This is a genomic window from Massilia sp. BAP21, assembly GCF_057801335.1.
The window spans coordinates 2488122-2510003 of the sequence record NZ_CM173596.1 but is presented as its reverse complement, the minus strand read 5'-3'; the positions used below and the strand labels follow the sequence as shown (position 1 = coordinate 2510003).

The following is a 21882-nucleotide window of genomic DNA, read 5'->3' as shown; positions in this document are numbered from 1 at the left end:
GCTGCGCTCGATATTACCTGGCTTACTTGTTATTACGCTGCAGCAGGATCTCGACTGCCGGCAGGGTCTTCCCTTCCAGGAACTCGAGGAAGGCGCCGCCGCCGGTGGAGATATAGCCGATCTTTTCGCCGATGTCGTACTTGGCGATCGCCGCCAGGGTGTCGCCGCCGCCGGCAATCGAGAAGCCGTTCGAATCCGCAATCGCCAGCGCCAGGGTCTTGGTGCCCTCGGCGAACTGGTCGAACTCGAACACGCCGACCGGGCCGTTCCAGACGATGGTGCCGGCCTTGTTCACCTGCTCGGCCAGCATGGCGGCCGTCTTCGGGCCGATGTCGAGGATCATGTCGTCGTCGCTGACGTCCGCCACATCCTTCACCGTGGCAGCGGCGGTCGGCGAGAACTCTTTCGCGCAGACGACGTCGACCGGAATCGGCACCGAGGCGCCGCGCGCGCTCATCATGTCGATGATGGATTTCGCTTCAGCGACCAGGTCGTTCTCGACCAGCGACTTGCCGATGTTCAGGCCGACGGCCTTCATGAAGGTGTTCGCAATGCCGCCGCCGACGACCAGGTTGTCGACCTTGCCCGCCAGGCTTTGCAGGATCGACAGCTTGCTCGACACTTTCGAGCCGGCCACGATGGCCAGCAGCGGACGCGCAGGCTGGCCCAGGGCTTTACCGAGTGCGTCGAGTTCCGCGGCCAGCAATGGGCCGGCGCAGACGACTGGTGCGAACTTGGCGATGCCGTGGGTGGTCGCTTCGGCGCGGTGGGCGGTGCCGAAGGCATCGTTCACGTACACGTCGCAGAGCTTGGCCATCTTCTGGGCCAGTTCATCCGAATTCTTCTTTTCGCCTTTGTTGACGCGGCAGTTTTCCAGCAGCACAACCTGGCCTGGGGCCACGTCTACGCCATCGACCCAGTCCTGCTTCAGTTCGACGGGCTGGCCGAGCAGCTCGGACAGGCGCGCGGCGACCGGCGCCAGCGTGTCTTCCGGCTTGAACTCACCTTCGGTCGGGCGGCCCAGGTGCGAGGTGACCATCACGGCGGCGCCGGCTTTCAGGGCGGCCTGGATAGCAGGCACCGAAGCGCGGATGCGCGTGTCTTCGGTAATGTTGCCGGCATCATCTTGCGGCACGTTCAGGTCGGCACGGATGAAGACGCGCTTGTTTTTCAGCGCATCGCGGTCGATCAGGTCTTGCAAGCGGGTGAAACTGAGAACGGCGTCCATGGCGACTCAACAGTGAAATAATGAAAGAACGATATTCTACCTTAGCCTGCACCTGTAAAAACGTGCATTACCCGCAACAGTGTGAAAGCAAGCATGCCGAATACAATCGTCTGCAGCATGTTGCGGCGCCAGAGGTAAAAGCCGAGCGCGGCGATGCCGCCCAGCAGCTTCGGATTTCCCAATTCCAGGTGCACATTGCCACCGCTGTCGAGCAGCAGGTCGGGGCCGATGATGGCCGCCAGCGCGCAGGCCGGCGCATAGCGCAGCATGTCCTGGATGCGCGGCGGAATGCTGACCTTGTGGCCGATCAGCCAGAAGCCGCTGCGGGTAATGGCGGTGGACAGCGCCAGCACGCCAATGACGGCCCAGATTTCCCACTCAGCCATGGCGCGCCTTTCGTTTTTCAGTCAGTTTCTCGGCTACCAAGGCCGCCAGCATGCCGGCCACCACCGCGACCAGCAGGCCCAATTTATAGGGAAAACCGTTCGCCAGCACCGCCACCGCGCCGGCCACCAGCACCCCGCACAGCGCGGCGCTGTTGATGATCAGCGGCACCGTGATGCAGAGGATGGCCAGCGTCCCGGCAAAGCCCAGGCCCCATTCGCTGGGAATCGTGCTGCCGAGGAAGATGCCGATCAGCGAGCCGACCTGCCAGGCGCACCAGTTCGGGAACATCAGCCCTTTTAAATACGACAGCTTGCCCTTCACCGGCACCGCGGTCGGGAAGCGCTGCAGGAACATCGCCACCGTCAAGTCGCCCGAGATATAGCCGTAGAACAAACGCTGGCGCCAGGGCAGGTGCGTGAAGTGCGGCGCCAGCAGGGCCGAGAAGATCACGAAGCGCAGGTTCACCACCAGGGCGGTGGCGAAGACCACCCAGATCGGCGCGTTCGCAACGATCAGCGGCAAGGAGGCCAACTGGGCGGAACCTGCGAACACCAGCAAGGTCATACCGCACGCCTGCCACACCGTGAGCCCGGTCTTGACCATGGCAATACCGACCACCATGCCCCAGGCGGCAATACCGAACAGGGTCGGGAGACCCGTCTTCAGGCCTTCGCGCCAGAGGTCGGGATCGTGTTCTTCGATAACGGGAGTCGATTGCGTGGCTGGCGGCGCGCTCATGTCGCCTTCCTGCAACAGCCTGGATGAGTTACAGCGAGAACGAAACCAAAATGATGGGACATGAAACGTCGAGAAATGAAGGTCTTGAATTCGGCCTGGCAGGTGCCCGTAAGGTGGGCATGCTGTGCCCACGCGTTACCTGCCTATGCGCTGGCCCGCTGCCGAAGGCTGTCGCTCGCACCGCGTCTGCGAGCCGCACGCTGATGTGATCATTCCGGCATTCTACCGATCATCCCGCCCCCTCGCTCGAATCCGTTAAAATCCCATCTTTATCCAAACCCTGCCCGACGGAGAATTGCAATGAACGTAAAGACGATGCCTGTGGTCGAACTGCAGGCCAAAGACCTGCCGGCCCACTGCCCGAACCCGGCCATGCCGCTGTGGTCGTCGCACCCGCGCGTCTTCCTCGACTTCGACCATGAAGGCACGGCCAAGTGCCCGTACTGCGGCACCCACTACCGCCTGGCCGCCGGCGTCGAGTTCAAGCACCACTGATCCGGCGCGCGGCCGTCGTTCGCCGCATACTTTCGCCGCATGCCCATGCATTACCGCGCTCCAGGGTGGCTGCCCGGCGGCCACCTGCAAACCATCTACCCGGCGACCTGCATCGCCAAGCCGCCGGTCGCCTACCGACGCGAGCGCTGGGGCGTGCACGACCCGCTGCTGGGCGATGACTTCGTCGACGTCGATTTCGTCGACGGCGAACCGGGTAAACCTTTGGTCGTCCTGTTCCACGGGCTGGAAGGTTCCTCGCACAGCCATTACGCACGCGGCCTGATGGCGGCGCTGGCAGCGCGCGGCTGGTCCGGCGCGGTGCCGCATTTCCGTGGCTGCTCCGGCGAAGCCAACCTCACGCCGCGCTTCTACCACTCCGGCGACGCCGCCGAAATCGACTGGATCATGGCGCGCCTGCGCAAACGTGCGCCGGGTCCGCTGTACGTGGCCGGCGTCTCGCTGGGCGGCAATGCCCTGCTGCGCTGGCTGGGCGAATCCGGCCACGGCGCCGGTTTCGTCACAGCCGCCGCCGCGATTTCCGCCCCGCTCGACCTGGCGCGCGGCGGCGAAGCCCTGTCCTCGGGCCTGAACATGCTCTACACGCGCATGTTCCTGCAAACCCTGAAGCCGAAGTGCCTGGCCAAGCTGGAGCAATTTCCCGGCCTGTTCGACAAGACGGCCCTGCTCGCTGCGCGCGACCTCTACGCCTTTGACAACGTGGTGACCGCCCCGCTGCACGGCTACCGCGACACCGACGACTACTGGCACCGCGCCAGCGCCCGCCACGTGCTGCATGACATTACCGTGCCGACGCTGGTCCTGAACGCGCGCAACGATCCCTTCCTGCCGGGCCAGTATTTGCCTGAATCGGCCTCGAAAACGGTGACGCTGGAATACCCCGAAGAAGGCGGCCACGTCGGTTTCCCTGCCGGGCCCTTCCCGAGCCGGATCGACTGGCTGCCGGCGCGCATCCTCTCCTTCTTCGACAACCTGGCCATGCGCGCGCCGAATGACCCGGGTTTATGCAATGCTCAAGCCCATGGATGACATCGTAAAACAGGCAATGGCCAAGTGGCCGAACGTGCCGCACTGCTACGGGTGGCTGGCGCTCGATGCGCGCGGCGCCTGGCGCATGCGCGACGAGGCGGCGCAGGGGGCCAATGCACCCGGCGACAAGCTGAACAACCCGACGCTGGTCGGCTTCATCAACCGCAATTACGGGCACGACGAGCAGGGCCGCTGGTATTTCCAGAACGGCCCGCAGCGCGTGTACGTGAATCTCGAAGCGACGCCCTTCATCGCGCGCACCGACCCGGCCCAGGGCATGACGGTGCAGACCGGCGCCGCGCTGCCGTCCATCGAGCGCCTGCTTCTCACCGAGTCCGGCGAGGCCATCGTGCAGGCGGGCGAGATCGTCGCCCAGGTCGACGACCGCGACGTGGCGCCATTGTTCGAGCATCTTGAACTGGATGGCAAGCCGGTTGGCGACGAAGCCTTGCTGGCCTGGCTGGACAATGAAACGGGAACGCTGACGCTGCGTTACCGCGGCGCCCAGGTACCGGTGGAGCGGGTGGCGCGCGACGCGCTGCCCCAGCGCTTCGGCTTCGTGCGCACGCCACAAGCCTGACCCCGGCTCTTGCGCCTGACTGTTACTTGACCTTCTCTTCGAGTTCCTTCAGCTCGCGCTGGCGCTCCTTGATCTCGCGTTCGCGGGCGTCGATCACCGACTGTTCATAGAAGCTGGCGTCGCCCGCCTTGCGCGCAAAGTTCAGCTGGTCCACCGCCGCCGGCATGGCGCCGGCCAGCACGTAGGATTCGGCCAGCGCCATGTGCTGCAGCGCGATCTTGCCCTGGCTGGAATAGGCTTTCGCCATCAGGTCGTAGAGCTTCGGGTCTTCGCGGTACATGCGCACCTGGTCGCGCAGGTAGCGCGTGGCATCCTCGAACTTGCCGGCGGCAATCATCGCTTCGGCATACTGGCGCGCCAGCGCGCGCGACAGCGGGTAGGCGTGAACGGCCTGTTCGGCATCCTTTACCGCGCCTTGCACCACGTCTTTCGGCTGGCCGGCTGCCAGCTTGATCTCCAGGTCGAGCCCGGCAAACATGGCGCCGCCATCGCTGGCGGGCGCCACCGACAGCACGCCTTCCTTCGGCTTCATGCTGGCGCGCGCTTTATCGAGCCAGCTGCGCGCCGCCGCCAGGTCGCCCTGCTTCAGCGACAGGTAGGCCAGGCCGTACTGGGCCGCCACCTGCTGCTGGCGTTGCGGCTGGCTCATCTGCGTCTCGAAAGTGGTGCGGGTGTCGCGCAGGCCGGTCGTGCTGCCGTCCTGCAGCACGCGGGCGCGCGCCTTGGCCAGGTGGAATTCGATGGCGTCGGCGCGCTGGCGCTGCGGCGTTTCGCGGATGCGCGCCTGGATGTCGGCAATGCGCTCGCCGGTCAGCGGGTGGCTGCTGAGGAAGGCCGGCATTTCGCCATACACCTTGTTGGCGCTTTGCAGGCGCTTGAAGAAGGCGACCATGCCCGTGGTGTCGTAGCCGCCGGCGCTCATGATCTGGAAGCCGACCCGGTCGGCCTCGCGCTCGGCGTCGCGGCTGAAGGACAGCTGGCGGTCGAGCGCCAGGCCCTGCCCGCCCATCAGCACGCCCATCGCCGCATCCGGACTGGCGCGCGCGGCCAGCGCCGCCAGGATCATGGCCGCAATCGGCAGCAGCGCATCCTGCTTTTGCTGGCCGAGCATGCGCGCGATGTGGCGCTGCGACACGTGGCCGATCTCGTGCGACATCACCGAGGCCAGTTCCGACTCGGTCTGCGCCGCGATCAGGAGCCCTGAATGGATGCCGATGTAGCCGCCAGGCAGGGCAAAGGCGTTCAGCACCGGGTCGCGCACCGCAAAGAAACCGAAATCGGAGCCGGTTTCGCCGCGCGCGCCGGGCGCGACATCGACCAGGGCGCCGCCGAAATGGTTCAGGTAATCGAGGATCTGGTCGTCGTCGAGGTAATCGCGGTCGCGCCGGATCTGGCGCATGATTTCCTCGCCCAGCTTGCGCTCGGTGACTGGCGACAGGTCTTCGCGCGCGGCGTCGCCCAAGGTCGGCAGGCGCGGCCCGGTGGCGGCATTCGGGGATTGCCCGGACGCCGGCGCCCAGGCGAAACCGGTTGCGGCCGACACGAGCAGGACGGCCAGGGAACGGCGCCAGCGCCGGGAGCGTGTCCGGGACGTGGGCAGGAACGCGGAATAGGTCAGCGATTTCACGGTGCTATGATAACCGCATCCGCGCACGGCTTGCCGCGAGCGGAAACACTTTCTTACTCGAGCATACCAACACGACCATGACCAGTTCCAAGCCGACCACCAGTACCAGCCCGCTCACCCATTTCGACGCCAGCGGCCAGGCCCACATGGTCGACGTCGGCGCCAAGCAGGAAACCCACCGCATCGCGGTGGCGGCCGGCACCATCCGCATGCAGCCGGCCACCCTCGACCTGATCCAGTCGGGCAGCGCCAAGAAGGGCGACGTGCTTGGCATCGCCCGCATCGCCGCCATCATGGGGGCGAAACGCACCAGCGACCTGGTGCCCCTGTGCCATCCGCTGCCGATCACGCGGGTGGCGGTGGATTTCGAGGTGGATGCTGCTGCGCATAGCGTGCATTGCCGCGCGCAGGTGGAAACCGTGGGCAAGACCGGCGTCGAGATGGAGGCGCTGACCGCGGTGCAGGTGGGTTTGCTGACGATTTACGACATGTGCAAGGCGGCCGACCGCGGCATGGTCATGACGAATGTGCGGGTGCTGGAAAAGCATGGCGGGAAATCGGGCGATTGGACGGCGGCTGTATAGCCGTCGTTCGGCCAGCCCGACATCCCTTCATGAGCAAGGAGCCGTCTTTGCACCCGGCAGGGTGCTCAGGGGCTTGAAGCCGGCTGCGGCAGCTGCAGCCTCCTCAGCGATCGGAAGCTCGAAGATCCCGATCTTGCCGTCCGGGACACCGCATACTGCCGGCACGGGCTGGCCATCCGTCCCGCACTCGGCAGAGCGGACCTGGACGTTGGCCGCTGTTAGTTGCGCTTGCAGGGCGCTGAGCGAGAGACCGCCGCCGCTGCACTGGAGCGAGCCCGTCGCTTTGAACACCTTGATTCCGGCGGCTCTGGTCTCGATGTCCGGTCCCCCGCTGTCACCGCCACCACACGCGGCCAACGATGCTACTGCCAAAACTGGAAGCAATATACGCATATCAGTGTCCTTGTTAGCTATTGTGACGACGATATCGTCGCCTCATCAAAGTATGTACGCACATTGCGAATCTAACAAGTTCCAGGTGTCATCAAATTGTCATGCCATCCAGTCGGTAGCCCATGGCCCCCGAGTGCACCAGCGACCTGGTGCCGCCGATGTGCAAGGCGGCCGGCGGCGGCATGGTGATGACCAACCTGCGGGTGCTCGAAAAGCATGGCGGCAAGAGCGGCAACTGGACCGCGGGACATCGACGGATGATGCGACGCTACGCAAGCGGCTGCCTCAGCCCTTGCCTACCAACTGTTCGCGCTTCACGATGTACTCTTGCCCAGTGATCAGGCCCTGCGAAAGGGAGTGATTGAGTATTGCAAGGCGAGCTTCCGGACTCTCCGGATCGAGCGTGGGGTCTATCGGTGGCGCTGTCGAAACCATGGGAGCGCGGGCACAGGCCGCTTCGATATCCCGCATGGTCTGCCACTCATTCAGTCTTTAGCGGCCCCTGCCGTCATTCACCAGACCCACGTAAATCTGGCCCATCGTCAAGGTCATGGAGCGTAGTTGCGGATTGGCTGGATCACGGGCAAGCAGAGACAAGCACTGCTTGTACTGTTTCCTGGCTGCTCTAATTTCCTTCGTTTGGTAGATTGCTACGGCAATCAGTGCAGCGATCACGGCGATGACCGCCCCTACCGTTAGAACGGAAAACAACATGCTGTCCCCTGATTATTAAATTCGATTCTGCAACATTACCTTTGTGCAGGAAACGAATCAATCAGGGTCGTGTAATTTTACAGTTTCTAACTGTCTTCATACCTATCATATGAATACCCAGCGTTAGGCAACCTGTGAACAAGACCTGCTACGCACGATGGGGCCTGGTTTGGGCCTGGCCCTTGCCGCCGCTTCCTTTTCGGCGGCGGCAAGCGGCGCCCTGCCCTGCCGCCCGGACGGCGGCTCGCCGGTCGCGCTGGCCGCCCTGGCCGCGGACATCCGTTCCGGCGACACCTTCTATCGCTACCTGGCCGCACGCAAGGGCGCTCCGTCGGCATGCAGGGGCAAGGCCGGTGTGGCGGAAGGCGCGGCAGACCATGCGGCGCAAAGCTGGGTGGCGTTTTCCTGGCCCGACGGGTCGCGTTTCGAAAGAACGGTCTTGCCGCCCGAGATATCCATCATGCGCTACGCGCGCGCGGGCGGCCTGCCCCACGCCAAGGAGGCGGCTGCGCAACTGCGCGCCTATGCCGACAAGCGCGGGCTGCACGTCGACTGGACGACGCCCTACTACCTGCACGAGGACGGCGCACGCATCGTCGAGTACCGCGACAAAGACCCAGGCGTCAACGGCATCGCCCGCCTGACCTATGCGCGGCACACACTGGTTGCCGTATCGCTCAGCGTGGCGCCCTGAACCGCACAGGCGCGTGCCCGCAGCTGGCCGCCCATTCCGGTCATTTCTGCAACGTGTTAAATTGCTGGTTTGCCCGCGGCACAACCATGCGCGCGAAACACAACAACACCGAGACACGTTGAAGAGGATTGAATGACATTACGCTTGCTGATGCTGGGCGCGGCCGTGGCCGCCTCCAGCGCCGTCGCCGCGCCGCGCGGCCTGACCGTGGAAGACCTGGTGACCCTGGAACGCGTCGGCGCCCCGGTGCTGTCGCCGGACGCCAGCCGCGCCGTCTACACCGTGCGCAGCACGGACATGGACAAGAACCGCGGCCATACCAAACTCTGGATGGTCGATTTGCGCGGGACCAAGCCTGCCCCGGCCGTCTTCATAAGCCACGACAGCAGCAGCACCGATCCGGAATGGTCGCCGAAGGGCGACGCCGTGTATTTCCTTTCAAGCCGCTCGGGCAGCGCGCAGGTGTGGCGCCAGCCGGCCTCCGGCGGCGCACCGGTGCAGGTGACGAACTTGCCGCTGGACGTCGACAACTTCCGCGTCTCCCCTGCCGGCGACCGCATCGCCCTGAGCATGGCGGTGTTCCGCGACTGCCCGGACCTGGCCTGCACGGAGGCGCGCCTGAAGGAACAAGCCAAGAACAAGGCCAGCGGCAAGGTCTACGACCGCCTGTTCGTGCGCCACTGGGATACCTGGAACGATGGCCGCAATGCCGTGCTGTTCTCGGCTGCGCTGGATGGCAAGGGCGTGGTGAGCGGCGCGCCGGTTAGCCTGTCGGGCTCGCTCGACGGCGACGTGCCCTCGAAACCCTTCGGCGACCGCGAAGAATACCGCTTCAGCCCGGACGGCAAGACCGTCGTGTTCGCAGCGCGCATTGCCGGCAAGACCGAAGCCTGGTCGACCAATTTTGATTTGTACAGCGTGCCGGCCGCCGGCGGCGTCGCACCGCGCAACCTCACCGCCGAGAATCCGGCCTGGGACACCAAGGCCGTGTTCTCGCCGGACGGCCGCACCCTCGCCTACCTGGCCATGGCGCGCCCCGGCTTCGAAGCCGACCGCTACCAGATCATGCTGATGGACGTGGCCACCGGCGCCAAGCGCAAGCTGGTCGCCGACTGGGACCGCTCGGCCGGCGGCCTGCAATGGTCGCGCGACGGCAAATCGGTCGTGGTCGATGCCGAGGACATCGGCCAGCACCGCCTGTTCCGCATCGAGGTGGCCAGCGGCAAGATCACGCCATTGACCGACAAGGGGTCGATCGGCGGCTTCGACGTGCGCGGCGATACGGTCGCCTACTCGCTGGCCACCCTGGATTCGCCGGCCCAGCTGTACTCGGTGAAACTGGCTGGTGGCAAGCCGCAGCAACTGACCACGAATAACGCCGACAAACTGGCCGACGTGCGCTTCGGCGAATTCGAGCAGTTCTCGTTCAAGGGCGCGGGCGGCGACACGGTCCATGGTTACGTGATGAAACCGTGGAATGCCACGCCGGGCGCGAAGTACCCGGTCGCCTTCCTGGTGCACGGCGGCCCGCAGGGCAGCTTCGGCAATGCCTGGAGCTACCGCTGGAATCCGCAAATCTATGCCGGCGCCGGCTACGCCGCCGTGTTCATCGACTTCCACGGCTCGACCGGCTACGGCCAGAAGTTCACCGACGCCATCAGCGGCGACTGGGGCGGCAAGCCGCTCGAAGACCTGCAGAAGGGCCTGGCTGCGGCTGTCGAAAAATTCCCGTGGCTGGACCGCGAGCGCAGCTGCGCGCTGGGCGCTTCCTACGGTGGCTACATGATGAACTGGATCGAGGGTAACTGGCCGGACGGCTTCAAGTGCATCGTCAACCACGACGGCGTGTTCGACACCCGCGGCATGGCCTACTCGACCGAGGAACAATGGTTCACCGACTGGGAAAGCGGCGGCCCTTATTTCAAAGTGCCGGAAAACCATGAGCGCTTCAACCCGGTGCACCACGTGAACAAGTGGAAGACGCCGATGCTGGTGATCCAGGGCGACCTCGACTTCCGCATCCCGACCGCGCAAGGCCTGTCGACCTTCACGGCATTGCAACGCAAGGGCATCGAAAGCAAGTTCCTGATGTTCCCGGATGAGAACCACTGGGTGCTGAAGCCGGCCAACTCGGTGCTCTGGCACCATACCGTGATCGACTGGCTCGACCATTACCTGAAACGCTGATCCCTCGCGCTTCTGCGAAGCCCGCTTACCCAGCGGGCTTTTTTTGATCATGTGGAAGGCGAGCGCCTGACGATCCGCGTGTTCTCAAGAATCAAGGTGTGTTCGTTTGCCTGCACCGTCGAGCGTGTGTTCATGCGGCCATTGTTCTACGTGCAGGCTGCTGGCGGATCGGCAGAAGATCGTTTGAATAGCGGCGCAAGACGTTGGCGCTGCGTTGCAAACCGCAGCGCCAATAAAAAAGCCGCCCGAGGGCGGCTTTCGTTTATGCGACTTGTGTATTATTCGGTGGTGTCGCCGTCGTCTTCCTCAGGAGCGCCAACTTGGGTGCAGCCGGTCGGCAGGAATTTCGGATCAGCGAAGCCGGTTGCAACGCAGCTGTAGGCGCCAGCAGCCGAGCGGTGCAGGGCGATGGTCGAGCCCGCGCCCAGACGGCCAGGATTGTCGATTGCGCAGGTGATCACGGCGCCACCAGCAGTTGGTGGGGTAGCGATGGTGAAGCCCGAGCAGTTGCCGGTTTTATTGGCCAGGCCGGTCGCAGCAGTATAACCAGTCACGTCGCTGGTCTTGCCTTCGACAACAGCCATCTCGTAGCCGGTTTTGCCGCCGCTGACGTCAGCGTAAGCAGCAGCTGCCTTCGACTTGGCGATGTAGTCCTGGTATGCAGGGATAGCGACAGCCGCCAGGATGCCGATGATGGCAACAACGATCATCAGTTCGATCAGGGTGAAGCCGGCTTGTGCTTTCTTGACGATTTTCATCTGTTTCATGGTAAGTCTCTCCAGAGGTATTAAAGAATTCGGTTGGTCATGCTTTGCTTGGTGCCACGTTCTACCTATTGCAAGCGCCGTGCCAGGCCATTTCCCCACAAAATCATTAGTTCCTTTGAAACAAAACTGACAAATTACGGCAGAGCTCGCTTCTGGCATGACAAATTTTGTCAGCTCACACGCAATTTCTGTCAGGCAATGATCGAACGCGAAAAATTCGTCGCCGTCCGTGCCATTCAGTTGTTGTCGAAATAAAAAAGGGAGCCTGCAGGCTCCCTTCACGAGACAAGAACTGTTTGGTATTACAGCATGGCCTTCAGCAGGCGTGCCATTTCCGATGGGTTCTTGGTGGCTTTGATGCCGCACTCTTCCATGATGTCCAGCTTGGCTTGCGCGGTATCGGCGCCGCCCGAGATCAGCGCGCCGGCGTGGCCCATGCGCTTGCCCGGAGGAGCGGTGACACCGGCGATGAAGCCGACGACTGGTTTCTTCATGTTGTCCTTGACCCAACGTGCGGCGTTGGCTTCGTCCGGACCGCCGATTTCGCCGATCATGATGACCGCGTCGGTATCAGGATCGTCGTTGAACATCTTCATCACGTCGATGTGCTTCAGGCCGTTGATCGGGTCGCCGCCGATGCCGACTGCCGACGATTGGCCCAGGCCCAGCGCGGTCAGCTGGCCGACTGCTTCATAGGTCAGGGTGCCCGAGCGCGAGACGACGCCGATGCGGCCCTTCTTGTGGATGTGACCAGGCATGATGCCGATCTTGATTTCGTCCGGGGTGATCAGGCCTGGGCAGTTCGGGCCCAGCAGCAGGGTCTTCGAGCCGGCCTTGGCCATGCGGTCCTTCAGGGCCATCATGTCACGGACTGGAATGCCTTCGGTGATGCAAATCGCCAGGTCCAGGTCGGCTTCGACGGCTTCCCAGATGGCGGCTGCGGCGCCTGCCGGCGGCACGTAGATGACCGAGACGGTCGCGCCGGTGGCGTTCTTGGCTTCCGACACGTTGGCGTAGATTGGGATGCCTTCGAAGTCTTCGCCGGCTTTCTTCGGGTTCACGCCAGCAACGAAGGCAGCCTTGCCGTTCGCGTAGTCGCGGCACATGCGGGTATGGAACTGACCGGTCTTGCCGGTGATACCCTGGGTGATGACTTTTGTATCTTTGTTGATCAGGATCGACATTTGTTTATTCCTTCGAATTAGGCGTTACCAGCTGCAGCGGCGACCACGGCCTTGGCTGCGTCTTCCATCGTATCGGCGGCGATGATCGGCAGGCCGGAGTCGGCCAGCATCTTCTTGCCCAGGTCTTCGTTGGTGCCCTTCATGCGCACGACCAGCGGCACTTGCAGCGATACGGCCTTCGATGCGGTGATCACGCCTTCGGCGATGACGTCGCAACGCATGATGCCGCCGAAGATGTTGACCAGGATGGCTTTCAGGCCTGGGTTCTTCAGCATGATCTTGAATGCTTCGGTGACTTTCTCGGCCGTCGCACCGCCGCCCACGTCCAGGAAGTTGGCCGGCTCGCCGCCGAACAGCTTGATGGTGTCCATGGTGGCCATGGCCAGGCCGGCGCCGTTCACCAGGCAGCCGATGTTGCCGTCGAGCGAGATGTAGGCCAGGTCGAACTTCGATGCTTCGACTTCGGCTGGATCTTCTTCGTCCAGGTCGCGGTAAGCCATGATGTCCGGCTGGCGGAACAGGGCGTTGGCGTCGAAGTTGAACTTCGCGTCCAGGGCGATGACCTTGCCCGAACCGGTCAGGATCAGCGGGTTGATTTCGGCCAGCGACGAATCGGTTTCCCAGTAAGCCTGGTACAGGCCTTTCAGGTTCTGGCGGGCTTCGGCCAGCGACTCGGCAGGAATGCCGATCTTGGTCGAGATGTCGTCCGCTTCGGCGTCGGTCAGGCCGACCGATGGGTCGATCGCGATCGAGTGGATTTTTTCAGGGTTGCTGTGGGCGACTTCTTCGATGTCCATGCCGCCTTCCGACGAGGCCATCAGGACGACCTTCTGGGTCACGCGGTCGGTGACCATCGAGACGTACAGTTCCTTCTTGATGTCGGCGCCTTCTTCGATCAGCAGGCGGCGCACTTTCTGGCCTTCCGGGCCGGTCTGGTGCGTGACCAGCTGCATGCCCATGATCTGTTCTGCGTATTCCTTGACTTGCTCCAGCGACTTGGCAACCTTCACGCCGCCGCCTTTACCACGGCCGCCAGCATGGATCTGGGCCTTGACGACCCACACCGGGCCGCCCAGCTCTTCAGCTGCCTTGACGGCTTCTTCCACCGACATGCACGGAATGCCGCGCGGTACCGTCACCCCGAACTTCCGGAGGATTTCTTTGCCCTGATACTCATGGATTTTCATGCTGGCTTCCCTTCTTCTCTGTTACTGATTTGGATAGTTAATTAGAAACTTCGTGGAAAACTTCGACAGCGAAGTCTACTCCGGTACGGCCTTGATCGCCCAGCGAGGGTAATACTGTGCCACGGCAGGGCCATCGGCGCGCAAGGCGTGGCAGCGGTCGATCTCGTAAGGACGCTCAGCGTCGCCGGCATCGGCGGCATTGCGCGTCTCGAACGCATCATCGGCGAAGGCCTGGATTGCCGCCGTGGGCAAGACCTGCGCCAGTTCAGTCAGGTGGGTGCATCCGAGCACGCTTGATAAGCGGTCTTTCAGGTGCAGCCGGAAATGCTTGGCCAGCGACATGCCGATCAGCTTTTTATAAGCAGGACCGATGGTGTCGCAGTAGCCAGGGTACGGTACCGAGTCGGACGAGGCTTCGGCGTCGACGATCTCGAGGTCGCGGTTGATGGTGATGCGCAGGCTGAGGTCGTGCACGGCGGTGCCGGCGGGACGCCTGCCGGAGGCGAGCACGATGTCTTGCGCCTTGACGTCGCGGATACGCGCGTCAAGATCCCACAAGCCATCGTCGCGCGCATACGCTTCGACGGTAATGGCGCGCGTGTGCCGGAGCTGGCGCGAAGCGGGAGAAGACAAGGGCATAAAAACGGTGCCGACAGGGCGGCGGTAAATGTATGCAGCCGGTGTGCTTGATTCGCACGTCGCCGCAGCTTCTGCGGCAACAACCGCTCATGCGGCGCTGCTTAAACCGTGAAAGTTTAGCACAGGCGGGTAGCGGTTGCACTCTTACATGCCCGATTGACCATACTGGAAGGCGGGGTATCGCGGGAAGCGTGGCAAGCCTGCCAATGTTGCCTGTCCCCAGGTATGGATGCGCGGCGCGGCCCTGTCCGGCTCAGGAAAAGTCGTTGCGGAAGAAGCAGTTCTGGCCGTCGCGGTCGAGGCAGATCTGGGAATCGCTGTCGATGGTGGCGGCCCAGACGGCGTTGCCGGCCTCGGGTTCGGTGCCATGCCAGACGATGCCGGAGAACGACACCGACAGGGCCGGGCCGACCTCTTCGCGCCAGGAGCCGCGGATTTCGTCGGTATTGCGGCCGGGGCCGCTGGTTTGCAGGACGTAGTCGCCGCCGGGTCGCACGTCGAGGACGACCGACATCTCGGCGGTGCTGAGGACGTAGACGCCGGTGGGAGTGACGGGAGGCTGGGCACAGCCGGCGAGGGTGGCAGCCAGTGCCAGTGCGAGCAACGCTTTCATGCTTGTCCTTCTTGTTCGCGTGGGTTGCGGCAAGCGCCGCGAGCTCGGCCGCCCAAAGTGCAGCCGCGTGCAGGCGCCAGCGCGCAGCACCATCCGTCGTTGAGGAATATGCCAGGCATATCAACGAATGGCGCTCCGCGCTGGCGCCTGCAAAAGTTGGTTTAAACGTTACAACGCGCTACAACGATGTGGGCGGACTAGAAGTCGTCTTCGTCTTCCGGCGCACCCTTGAGTGCTTCGCGCACGGCGCTGCTGGAGAAGCCGCGCGCCATCAGGAAACGCATTTGCTTGCTGCGCTCGGCCGCGTCTTGCGCCACGGTGCCGAACTTGCGGCGCCAGACTTCGACGGCGCGCGTTTTTTCGCTCGAGGCCAGCTCGGACTTGAGCTCGGCCAGGGCTTCGCCGTTCACGCCGTGGCTTTGCAGCTCGGCCACGACACGGCTGTTGCCGTAGCGGGAGGCTTTTCGGTGAATCAGCGATTCGGCGAAACGCTCCTGCGACAGCCAGTTGTTCTTTTCGAGGAAATCGAGGAGGGCTTCGACGTCGTCGCCCTCCTCGGCATGGCGCGCCAGCTTGCGCCCCAGCTCGAGCCGGCTGTGCTCCCTCATGGAGAGGAAGCGCAGGGCCCGTGCCTTCAGGCTCAGCGGTGGCGCGCGCATGGTGCTGCCAGTGTTGCCGATGTTGCTGTTATTGCCAAAACCGCGCTCAACTTATTCCGAGACGGCCTTTTCCGGCGCAGCGTCGGCGCTGACCGGCGGCAGCTCGCGCACGCCCAGGGTAGCGCGGACCTTGTTTTCGATTTCGCGTGCCAGTGCCGGACGGTCTTTCAGGAACTGACGTGCGTTATCTTTACCCTGGCCGATGCGTTCGCCGTTGTAGCTGTACCAGGAACCCGACTTCTCGACGATCTTGTTGTCGGCGCCCAGATCCAGGATTTCGCCTTCGCGCGAGGTGCCTTCTCCGTACAGGATGTCGAAGTGGGCTTCCTTGAACGGAGGCGCGATCTTGTTCTTGACGACCTTGACCTTGGTTTCGTTACCGATCACCTCGTCGCCCGACTTGATCGAACCGGTACGGCGGATGTCCATGCGCACCGAGGCGTAGAACTTCAGCGCGTTACCGCCGGTCGTGGTTTCCGGGCTGCCGAACATGACGCCGATCTTCATACGGATCTGGTTGATGAAGATGACCAGGGTGTTCGTACGGTTGATTGAGCCGGTGAGTTTACGCAGCGCCTGCGACATCAGGCGGGCTTGCAGGCCCGGCAGCGAGTCGCCCATGTCGCCTTCGATCTCGGCGCGCGGGGTCAGTGCCGCCACCGAGTCGATGACCACCAGGTCGACCGAACCCGAACGCACCAGGGCGTCGGTGATTTCCAGGGCCTGTTCGCCGGTGTCGGGCTGCGAGATCAGCAGCTCGTCGAGCTTGATGCCCAGCTTTTGCGCATAGGTGACGTCGAGCGCGTGCTCGGCGTCGATGAAGGCGCAGGTGCCGCCGAGCTTTTGCATCTGGGCGATGGTCTGCAGGGTCAGCGTGGTTTTACCCGACGATTCCGGACCGTAGATTTCCACGATACGGCCGCGCGGCAGGCCGCCGACGCCGAGGGCGATGTCCAGGCCCAGCGAGCCGGTGGACACGGTTTGCACTTCCTCGACCGGTGCGCTGGTGTCCATGCGCATGACCGAGCCCTTGCCGAACTGCTTTTCGATTTGCGCGAGGGCGGCAGCCAGCGCCTTGCCTTTTTCGGAGGCATTTACTGCGGATTTTTTGTCGTCCATAATTTTCTTTCAGTCTTGGAGGTAACCAAGGTGTGGGCGCCGTCGCGCGTTTCAATAGCTAGTACTGTATAAAAATCCAGTGGTTTTGGCAAGCGAAAAAATGAATTGTCGGTTTGAGAAAACTCGCATTGTTGCGCTAAATCAAACACAATGAAGGCGGCACCGGGGTTTAATCGAAAAACAAGGTACAACCATGCGAATTCTACTTGCAGAAGATGATAGCGTACTCGCCGACGGGTTGACGCGCTCCCTGCGCCAATCCGGCTACGCGATCGATTGCGTGCGCAACGGCGCCGATGCCGACACCGCCCTCTCCACCCAGGAGTTCGACCTCCTCATCCTCGACCTCGGCTTGCCGCGCATGTCCGGCCTGGAAGTGCTGCGCCGCCTGCGCGCGCGCTCCTCCCTACTGCCGGTGCTGATCCTCACCGCCGCCGACTCGGTCGAGCAGCGCGTCGAGGGCCTGGACCTGGGCGCCGACGACTACATGGCCAAGCCCTTCGCCCTGTCGGAACTCGAAGCGCGGGTGCGGGCGCTGACCCGGCGCGGCGCCGGCGGCGGCCCGGCCGTGATCCGCCACGGGCCGCTGGTCTACGACCAGGTCGGCCGCAGCGCCTACATCAACGAGCAGATGCTCGACCTCTCGGCGCGCGAACTCGGCCTGCTCGAAATCCTGCTCGCGCGCACCGGGCGCCTGGTCTCCAAAGAACAACTGGTCGACCACCTGTGCGAATGGGGAGAGGAAGTCTCGAACAACGCCATCGAGGTCTATGTGCACCGCCTGCGCAAGAAGATCGAAGTCGGCGGCGTGCGCATCGCCACCGTGCGCGGGCTCGGCTACTGCCTGGAAAAGTATTCCGACGCCGCACGCTCAGGCGCAGGTGCAGGTGCCGAGCCTGCCAGCGAGCACAAGTGACACGAATAGCAGCGGACGAGCGCACGTGAACGACCGCGATGCCGGCCTGGTGCCGCCCGACAGCGCCCTGCCCCCGGGCGCGTTCGAGCCGCCGCTCGAACCCCTGTACGCGCCGCCGAATCCCGAACCCGAGGAAAGCATCCAGCATTCGCTGTTCGGCGAAATCCTCGACTGGATGCTGGCGCCCCTGCTGCTGCTGTGGCCGATGAGCATCGCCATTACTTACCTGGTGGCGAAGTCGATCGCGAACCAGCCTTTCGACCATGCGCTGGAAGACCGGGTCACGGTGCTGGCCCAGCAGGTGCGCGAGGTCGACGGCGCGATCGCCACCCGCCTGCCCGGCAGCGCGCGCGACATCCTGCGCGCCGACGACGTCGACAGCGTCTACTTCCAGATCCTCGATGCCCAGGGCCGGCATGTGGACGGCGACCGCGAGCTGCCGCGCCCGCGCGAGGACGAGGCCGACAAGGACGGCGCGGTCCACTTCCGCGGCGACGCCGTGCACGGCACGCCGGTGCGCGTGGCCTACCTGTATTTGAACCTCGACCCCTTCCACCAGGCCGATGCCGCGGCTAACGACGGCGAACCGGCGCCGCGCAAGGCCCTGGTGCAGGTGGCCGAAACCCTCGATAAACGCGCCCTGCTTGCCAACGAGATCATCAAGGGCGTGATCCTGCCCCAGTTCATTATCCTGCCGGTGATCCTGGCCCTGGTCTGGTTTGCCCTGTCGCGCGGGCTGTCGCCGCTGGCCGAACTGCAGGAGCGCATCCGCGCGCGCTCCTCGGACGACCTCTCGCCCATCGACTCACGCCAGGTTCCCGAAGAAATTTCCCCGCTCGTCGGCTCGCTGAACGACATGCTCGGGCGCCTAGCCCAGACCATCGACATGCAGAAGCGCTTCATTGCCGACGCCGCGCACCAGATGAAGACGCCGCTGGCCGGCATGCGCATGCAGTCCGAGCTGGCGCTGCGCCAGGTCGACCCGGGCGAAATCCACCGCTCGCTGGAACAACTGGCAAAGAGCTCGGAATCGGCGACGCGCCTGGTGAACCAGCTGCTGGCCCTGGCGCGCGCGGAAAACCAGCCGCATGCCGGCCTCGCCTTCGAGGAAATCGAGCTCGGCGCGCTGGCCGTGAGCGTGGTGCAGGACTGGGTCCAGGCCTCGTTCGCCCACGACATCGACCTCGGCTACGAACCGCACGACGAAGCGGTGGTCATTGCCGGCAACGCCATGATGCTGCGCGAACTGCTGTCGAACCTGATCGACAATGCCCTGCGGTATACGCCAGCCGGCGGCAGCGTCACGGTGCGCGTGCGCCGCGATGGCGAGCATGCATTGCTGGAAGTCGAGGACACCGGCCCCGGCATCGCCCCCGCCGAGCGCGCCCACGTGTTCGAGCGCTTCTACCGCATCCTCGGCAACAGCGCCAGCGGCAGCGGCCTGGGCCTGGCGATCGTGCGCGAGATCGCCGGCCAGCACAATGCCGAGGTCGACATCTTCAACAACCCGCGCAGTCTTTCCAAGAAATTCCCGGGCAGCCTGTTCCGGCTGACCTTCCCGCCACCTGCCAGCGATCCCATCGATGCCGCCTGAATCCCCGCCCCCACCAGCCACGCCGCACGACGCCGACCTGCGGCGCCAGCGCCTGCTGCTGGCCGAACGCGCCCTGCACTGGCGCCGCACCCGGCGCCTGACCGCCATCCTGCTGGGACTGTGGCTGCTCACCGGCTTTTGCACCGTGTACTTTGCGCGCGAGCTGGCGCACATCACCGTGTTCGGCTGGCCGCTGTCGTTCTACATGGCGGCGCAGGGTGCGTCGCTGGTCTGCCTGGCCATCATCGGCTTCTACGCCTGGCGCATGCGCCAGCTCGACGCCGCCTATGCGAACGCGCTGGATTCGACGCAAAACCAGGCGCCGGAGGGAGCGCCTTGAGCGCCCCGGGCAGCAATAAGCGCTACTTCCGGCGCCTGTCCGGCTATTACGCCTGGTTCTGCGTCTGCTTCGCCGGTTTCCTGCTGGCCCTGACGGTGCTGGAAAAGGAAGGCATGCCGCGCCTGTGGATCGGCCACCTGTTCATGTTCGCCACCATCGTGCTGTACGCCACCATCGGTGTGGTCAGCCGCACCTCGAACGTGACCGAATACTACGTGGCAGGGCGCCGCGTGCCGGCCCTGTTCAACGGCATGGCCACCGCCGCCGACTGGATCTCGGCGGCCAGCTTCATCAGCCTGGCCGGCGGCCTGTACCTGTATGGCTTCGACGCCCTGGCCTACATCATGGGCTGGACCGGCGGCTATTGCCTGGTGGCCCTGCTGATCGCGCCCTACTTGCGCAAGTTCGGCCAGTACACGATTCCCGACTACCTGGCGGCGCGCTACGGCGGCGGCGCGGGCGGGCGCGGCGGGCCGGTGCGCGCGCTGGCCGTGGGCGCCACCATCATCGTTTCCTTCATCTACGTGGTGGCGCAAATCTATGCGGTGGGGCTGATCGCCTCGCGCTTTACCGGCGTCGATTTCTCGGTGGGGATTTTCCTGGGGCTGGCTAGCATCCTGGTCTGTTCCTTCCTGGGCGGCATGCGCGGCATCACCTGGACCCAGGTGGCGCAGTACATCATCATCCTGGTCGCCTTCTTGATTCCAACCATGTGGCTGTCGGCCAAGCATGCCGACAATCCCTTGCCGCAAGTGGCCTATGGTTCGGTGCTGCCGAAGCTGGCCCAGCGCGAAGCGCAGCTGGCGGCCGATCCGCGCGAGGAAGCGGTGCGCGCCCAGTTCCGGCGCCAGGCCGAGGAGTACGGCGCCCGCCTGGCGGCCCTGCCGGAATCCTGGGAAGGAGGCCGGCTGGAAGCCCAGCGCCGCCTCGACACCGCGCGCCTGCGCAACGCCTCGCTGGGCGAAGTGCGCAATGCCGAGCGCGCCCTGGCCGCCTACCCGAAGACCGTGGACGATGCCGACGCCCTGTGGCGCGCGCAGCGGGCGCGCCTGCTGGCGCGGGCCCAGCCCCCGGAAGCGCATGCCGCGCCCTTCCCCGGCGCCACCGAGGCCGAATCGAATGCGCGCCGCAACAACTTCCTGGCCCTGGTGTTCTGCCTGATGTTCGGTACCGCCGCCCTGCCCCACATCCTGATGCGCTCCTACACCACGCCCTCGGTGCACGCGGCGCGCGGCTCGGTGTTCTGGACCCTGTTCTTCATCCTGCTGATCTACCTGAGCATCCCGGCGCTGGCGGTGCTGGCCAAATACGACATCTATACGAGCCTGGTCGGCAGCGACTTCCGCTCGCTGCCGACCTGGATTTCCTACTGGGCGAATGTCGACAAGATCAATCCCCTGATCAGCGTGACCGACATCAACGGCGACGGCCTGGTGCAGCTGGCCGAGATCGCCATCGACGGCGACGTGCTGGTGCTGGCAACGCCGGAAATTGGCGGCCTGCCCTACGTGATTTCGGGCCTGGTGGCGGCCGGCGGCCTGGCTGCCGCCCTGTCCACCGCCGACGGCCTGCTGCTGGCGATCTCGAACGCCCTGTCGCACGACGTGTACTACAAGATCGTCGACCCCGGCGCGTCGACCCAGAAGCGGGTCACGATCTCGAAGCTGCTGCTGCTGGCCGTCGCCTTCATCGCCGCCTATGCCGCTTCGCAGAAGCCGGCCGACATCCTGTCGCTGGTGGGCGCGGCGTTTTCGCTGGCGGCCTCGACCCTGTTCGCACCGCTGGTACTGGGCGTGTTCTGGAAGCGCGCCAACCACGCCGGAGCGATCGCCGGCATGATCGCCGGCTTTCTCACCTGCCTGTACTACATGCTGCGCACCAACCCGATCCTGGGCGGGCGGATGGATGCGGCCTGGTTCGACATCGCGCCGATGTCGGCCGGGATCTTCGGGGTGCCGGCGGGGATCGCGGCGGTGGTGCTGGTCAGCCTGCTGACGGCGCCGCCCAGCCGCGCCAGCAATGGCCTGGTCGACTATATCCGGGCGCCGGAATAGGCGTGCGGGCTGGCTCGATTGTGGCGGCGGCGGCTGCGGCAAGAACGCAACACCGCCTCAGTCTACCCAAAAGGCATAGCTTTTCGGCATGCACAAATGTTATTCTTAAGAAACAACTGTTCCGCCTGCGGGCGGC

The 21882-nt window shown here is 64.3% G+C and carries 22 protein-coding genes and 1 pseudogene; 11 read left to right on the top strand and 12 right to left on the bottom strand.

The genetic code is table 11. The annotated features are described in order from the left end of the window. Positions 1 to 22: 22 nt before the first annotated feature. The 3 genes from ACWYRN_RS11085 to ACWYRN_RS11075 are packed head-to-tail and all read right to left on the bottom strand — an operon-like array spanning position 23 to position 2353. Positions 23 to 1228, bottom strand: a complete 1206-nt coding sequence (locus ACWYRN_RS11085) for a phosphoglycerate kinase (RefSeq protein ID WP_488692464.1) — start codon at positions 1226 to 1228, stop codon at positions 23 to 25. Positions 1229 to 1269: 41 nt separating this feature from the next. Further along, on the bottom strand, positions 1270 to 1614 hold the full coding sequence (locus tag ACWYRN_RS11080) for an AzlD domain-containing protein (protein ID WP_488692463.1): 345 nt from the start codon (positions 1612 to 1614) through the stop codon (positions 1270 to 1272). Further along, positions 1607 to 2353, bottom strand: a complete 747-nt coding sequence (locus ACWYRN_RS11075; RefSeq protein ID WP_488692462.1) for an AzlC family ABC transporter permease — start codon at positions 2351 to 2353, stop codon at positions 1607 to 1609. Before ACWYRN_RS11075 ends, ACWYRN_RS11080 begins: the two co-directional genes overlap by 8 nt. Positions 2354 to 2653: 300 nt before the next feature. On the opposite strand from ACWYRN_RS11075, the gene ACWYRN_RS11070 reads away from it, so the two are divergent. The 3 genes from ACWYRN_RS11070 to ACWYRN_RS11060 are packed head-to-tail and all read left to right on the top strand — an operon-like array spanning position 2654 to position 4475. Next, entirely contained in the window at positions 2654 to 2848 is a 195-nt protein-coding gene (locus ACWYRN_RS11070; RefSeq protein ID WP_488692461.1) for a zinc-finger domain-containing protein, read from the top strand. 45 nt (positions 2849 to 2893) lie between these two features. Beyond that, positions 2894 to 3895 (top strand): YheT family hydrolase, encoded by a 1002-nt coding sequence (locus ACWYRN_RS11065; RefSeq protein WP_488692460.1) that lies wholly within the window; start codon positions 2894 to 2896, stop codon positions 3893 to 3895. Continuing rightward, positions 3888 to 4475, top strand: coding sequence for a DUF2946 family protein (locus tag ACWYRN_RS11060; protein ID WP_488692459.1), 588 nt, complete (start codon positions 3888 to 3890; stop codon positions 4473 to 4475). The genes ACWYRN_RS11065 and ACWYRN_RS11060 overlap by 8 nt, the downstream gene beginning before the upstream one ends. Positions 4476 to 4497: 22 nt before the next feature. On the opposite strand, the gene ACWYRN_RS11055 is transcribed toward ACWYRN_RS11060, so the two are convergent. Beyond that, complete coding sequence (locus ACWYRN_RS11055; protein ID WP_488692458.1) at positions 4498 to 6102, bottom strand: M48 family metalloprotease; 1605 nt, start codon at positions 6100 to 6102, stop codon at positions 4498 to 4500. Positions 6103 to 6179: 77 nt separating this feature from the next. Between ACWYRN_RS11055 and moaC (ACWYRN_RS11050) the strand changes: the two genes are divergently transcribed. Beyond that, positions 6180 to 6686, top strand: a complete 507-nt coding sequence (gene moaC / locus ACWYRN_RS11050; protein WP_488692457.1) for a cyclic pyranopterin monophosphate synthase MoaC — start codon at positions 6180 to 6182, stop codon at positions 6684 to 6686. A 551-nt stretch (positions 6687 to 7237) separates the two neighbouring features. Further along, positions 7238 to 7327 (top strand): annotated as a pseudogene (moaC, locus tag ACWYRN_RS11045) (cyclic pyranopterin monophosphate synthase MoaC); the annotation flags it as partial. 244 nt (positions 7328 to 7571) lie between these two features. Here the strand turns inward: moaC (ACWYRN_RS11045) and ACWYRN_RS11040 are convergent. Further along, positions 7572 to 7793: a hypothetical protein gene (locus ACWYRN_RS11040; RefSeq protein WP_488692456.1), complete on the bottom strand. Its 222-nt coding sequence runs from the start codon at positions 7791 to 7793 to the stop codon at positions 7572 to 7574. Between the two features lie 157 nt (positions 7794 to 7950). On the opposite strand from ACWYRN_RS11040, the gene ACWYRN_RS11035 reads away from it, so the two are divergent. Both ACWYRN_RS11035 and ACWYRN_RS11030 read left to right on the top strand, forming a co-directional pair. Beyond that, a complete protein-coding gene (locus ACWYRN_RS11035) occupies positions 7951 to 8487 on the top strand; it encodes a hypothetical protein (RefSeq protein ID WP_488692455.1) in 537 nt (178 codons plus the stop codon). A 132-nt stretch (positions 8488 to 8619) separates the two neighbouring features. Next, the gene (locus tag ACWYRN_RS11030; protein WP_488692454.1) at positions 8620 to 10674 is read left to right on the top strand and encodes a S9 family peptidase; all 2055 of its coding nucleotides are present in this window, start codon (positions 8620 to 8622) and stop codon (positions 10672 to 10674) included. Positions 10675 to 10952: 278 nt separating this feature from the next. On the opposite strand, the gene ACWYRN_RS11025 is transcribed toward ACWYRN_RS11030, so the two are convergent. From ACWYRN_RS11025 to recA, 7 genes are all read right to left on the bottom strand, one after another. Next, positions 10953 to 11432 carry a pilin gene (locus tag ACWYRN_RS11025; RefSeq protein ID WP_488692453.1) on the bottom strand — a complete coding sequence of 160 codons (480 nt, stop codon included), beginning with the start codon at positions 11430 to 11432 and terminating at the stop codon, positions 10953 to 10955. Positions 11433 to 11743: 311 nt separating this feature from the next. After that, positions 11744 to 12625, bottom strand: coding sequence for a succinate--CoA ligase subunit alpha (gene sucD, locus ACWYRN_RS11020; RefSeq protein ID WP_488692452.1), 882 nt, complete (start codon positions 12623 to 12625; stop codon positions 11744 to 11746). A 17-nt stretch (positions 12626 to 12642) separates the two neighbouring features. Continuing rightward, positions 12643 to 13812 (bottom strand): ADP-forming succinate--CoA ligase subunit beta, encoded by a 1170-nt coding sequence (gene sucC / locus ACWYRN_RS11015; RefSeq protein WP_488692451.1) that lies wholly within the window; start codon positions 13810 to 13812, stop codon positions 12643 to 12645. Positions 13813 to 13887: 75 nt separating this feature from the next. Then, positions 13888 to 14451: a DUF2889 domain-containing protein gene (locus ACWYRN_RS11010; protein WP_488692450.1), complete on the bottom strand. Its 564-nt coding sequence runs from the start codon at positions 14449 to 14451 to the stop codon at positions 13888 to 13890. Positions 14452 to 14704: 253 nt separating this feature from the next. After that, positions 14705 to 15064 carry a hypothetical protein gene (locus ACWYRN_RS11005; protein ID WP_488692449.1) on the bottom strand — a complete coding sequence of 120 codons (360 nt, stop codon included), beginning with the start codon at positions 15062 to 15064 and terminating at the stop codon, positions 14705 to 14707. A gap of 197 nt (positions 15065 to 15261) precedes the next feature. Beyond that, a complete protein-coding gene (recX, locus tag ACWYRN_RS11000) occupies positions 15262 to 15723 on the bottom strand; it encodes a recombination regulator RecX (RefSeq protein WP_488692448.1) in 462 nt (153 codons plus the stop codon). 51 nt (positions 15724 to 15774) lie between these two features. Beyond that, positions 15775 to 16842 (bottom strand): recombinase RecA, encoded by a 1068-nt coding sequence (gene recA / locus ACWYRN_RS10995; RefSeq protein WP_488692447.1) that lies wholly within the window; start codon positions 16840 to 16842, stop codon positions 15775 to 15777. Positions 16843 to 17035: 193 nt separating this feature from the next. On the opposite strand from recA, the gene ACWYRN_RS10990 reads away from it, so the two are divergent. The 4 genes from ACWYRN_RS10990 to ACWYRN_RS10975 are packed head-to-tail and all read left to right on the top strand — an operon-like array spanning position 17036 to position 21746. Further along, on the top strand, positions 17036 to 17758 hold the full coding sequence (locus ACWYRN_RS10990; protein WP_488692446.1) for a response regulator: 723 nt from the start codon (positions 17036 to 17038) through the stop codon (positions 17756 to 17758). 25 nt (positions 17759 to 17783) lie between these two features. Beyond that, a complete protein-coding gene (locus tag ACWYRN_RS10985) occupies positions 17784 to 19352 on the top strand; it encodes a sensor histidine kinase (protein WP_488692445.1) in 1569 nt (522 codons plus the stop codon). Continuing rightward, positions 19342 to 19692 carry a DUF4212 domain-containing protein gene (locus ACWYRN_RS10980; protein ID WP_488692444.1) on the top strand — a complete coding sequence of 117 codons (351 nt, stop codon included), beginning with the start codon at positions 19342 to 19344 and terminating at the stop codon, positions 19690 to 19692. The genes ACWYRN_RS10985 and ACWYRN_RS10980 overlap by 11 nt, the downstream gene beginning before the upstream one ends. Next, positions 19689 to 21746, top strand: a complete 2058-nt coding sequence (locus ACWYRN_RS10975; protein ID WP_488692443.1) for a VC_2705 family sodium/solute symporter — start codon at positions 19689 to 19691, stop codon at positions 21744 to 21746. The genes ACWYRN_RS10980 and ACWYRN_RS10975 overlap by 4 nt, the downstream gene beginning before the upstream one ends. The last annotated feature ends 136 nt before the right edge of the window (positions 21747 to 21882 follow it).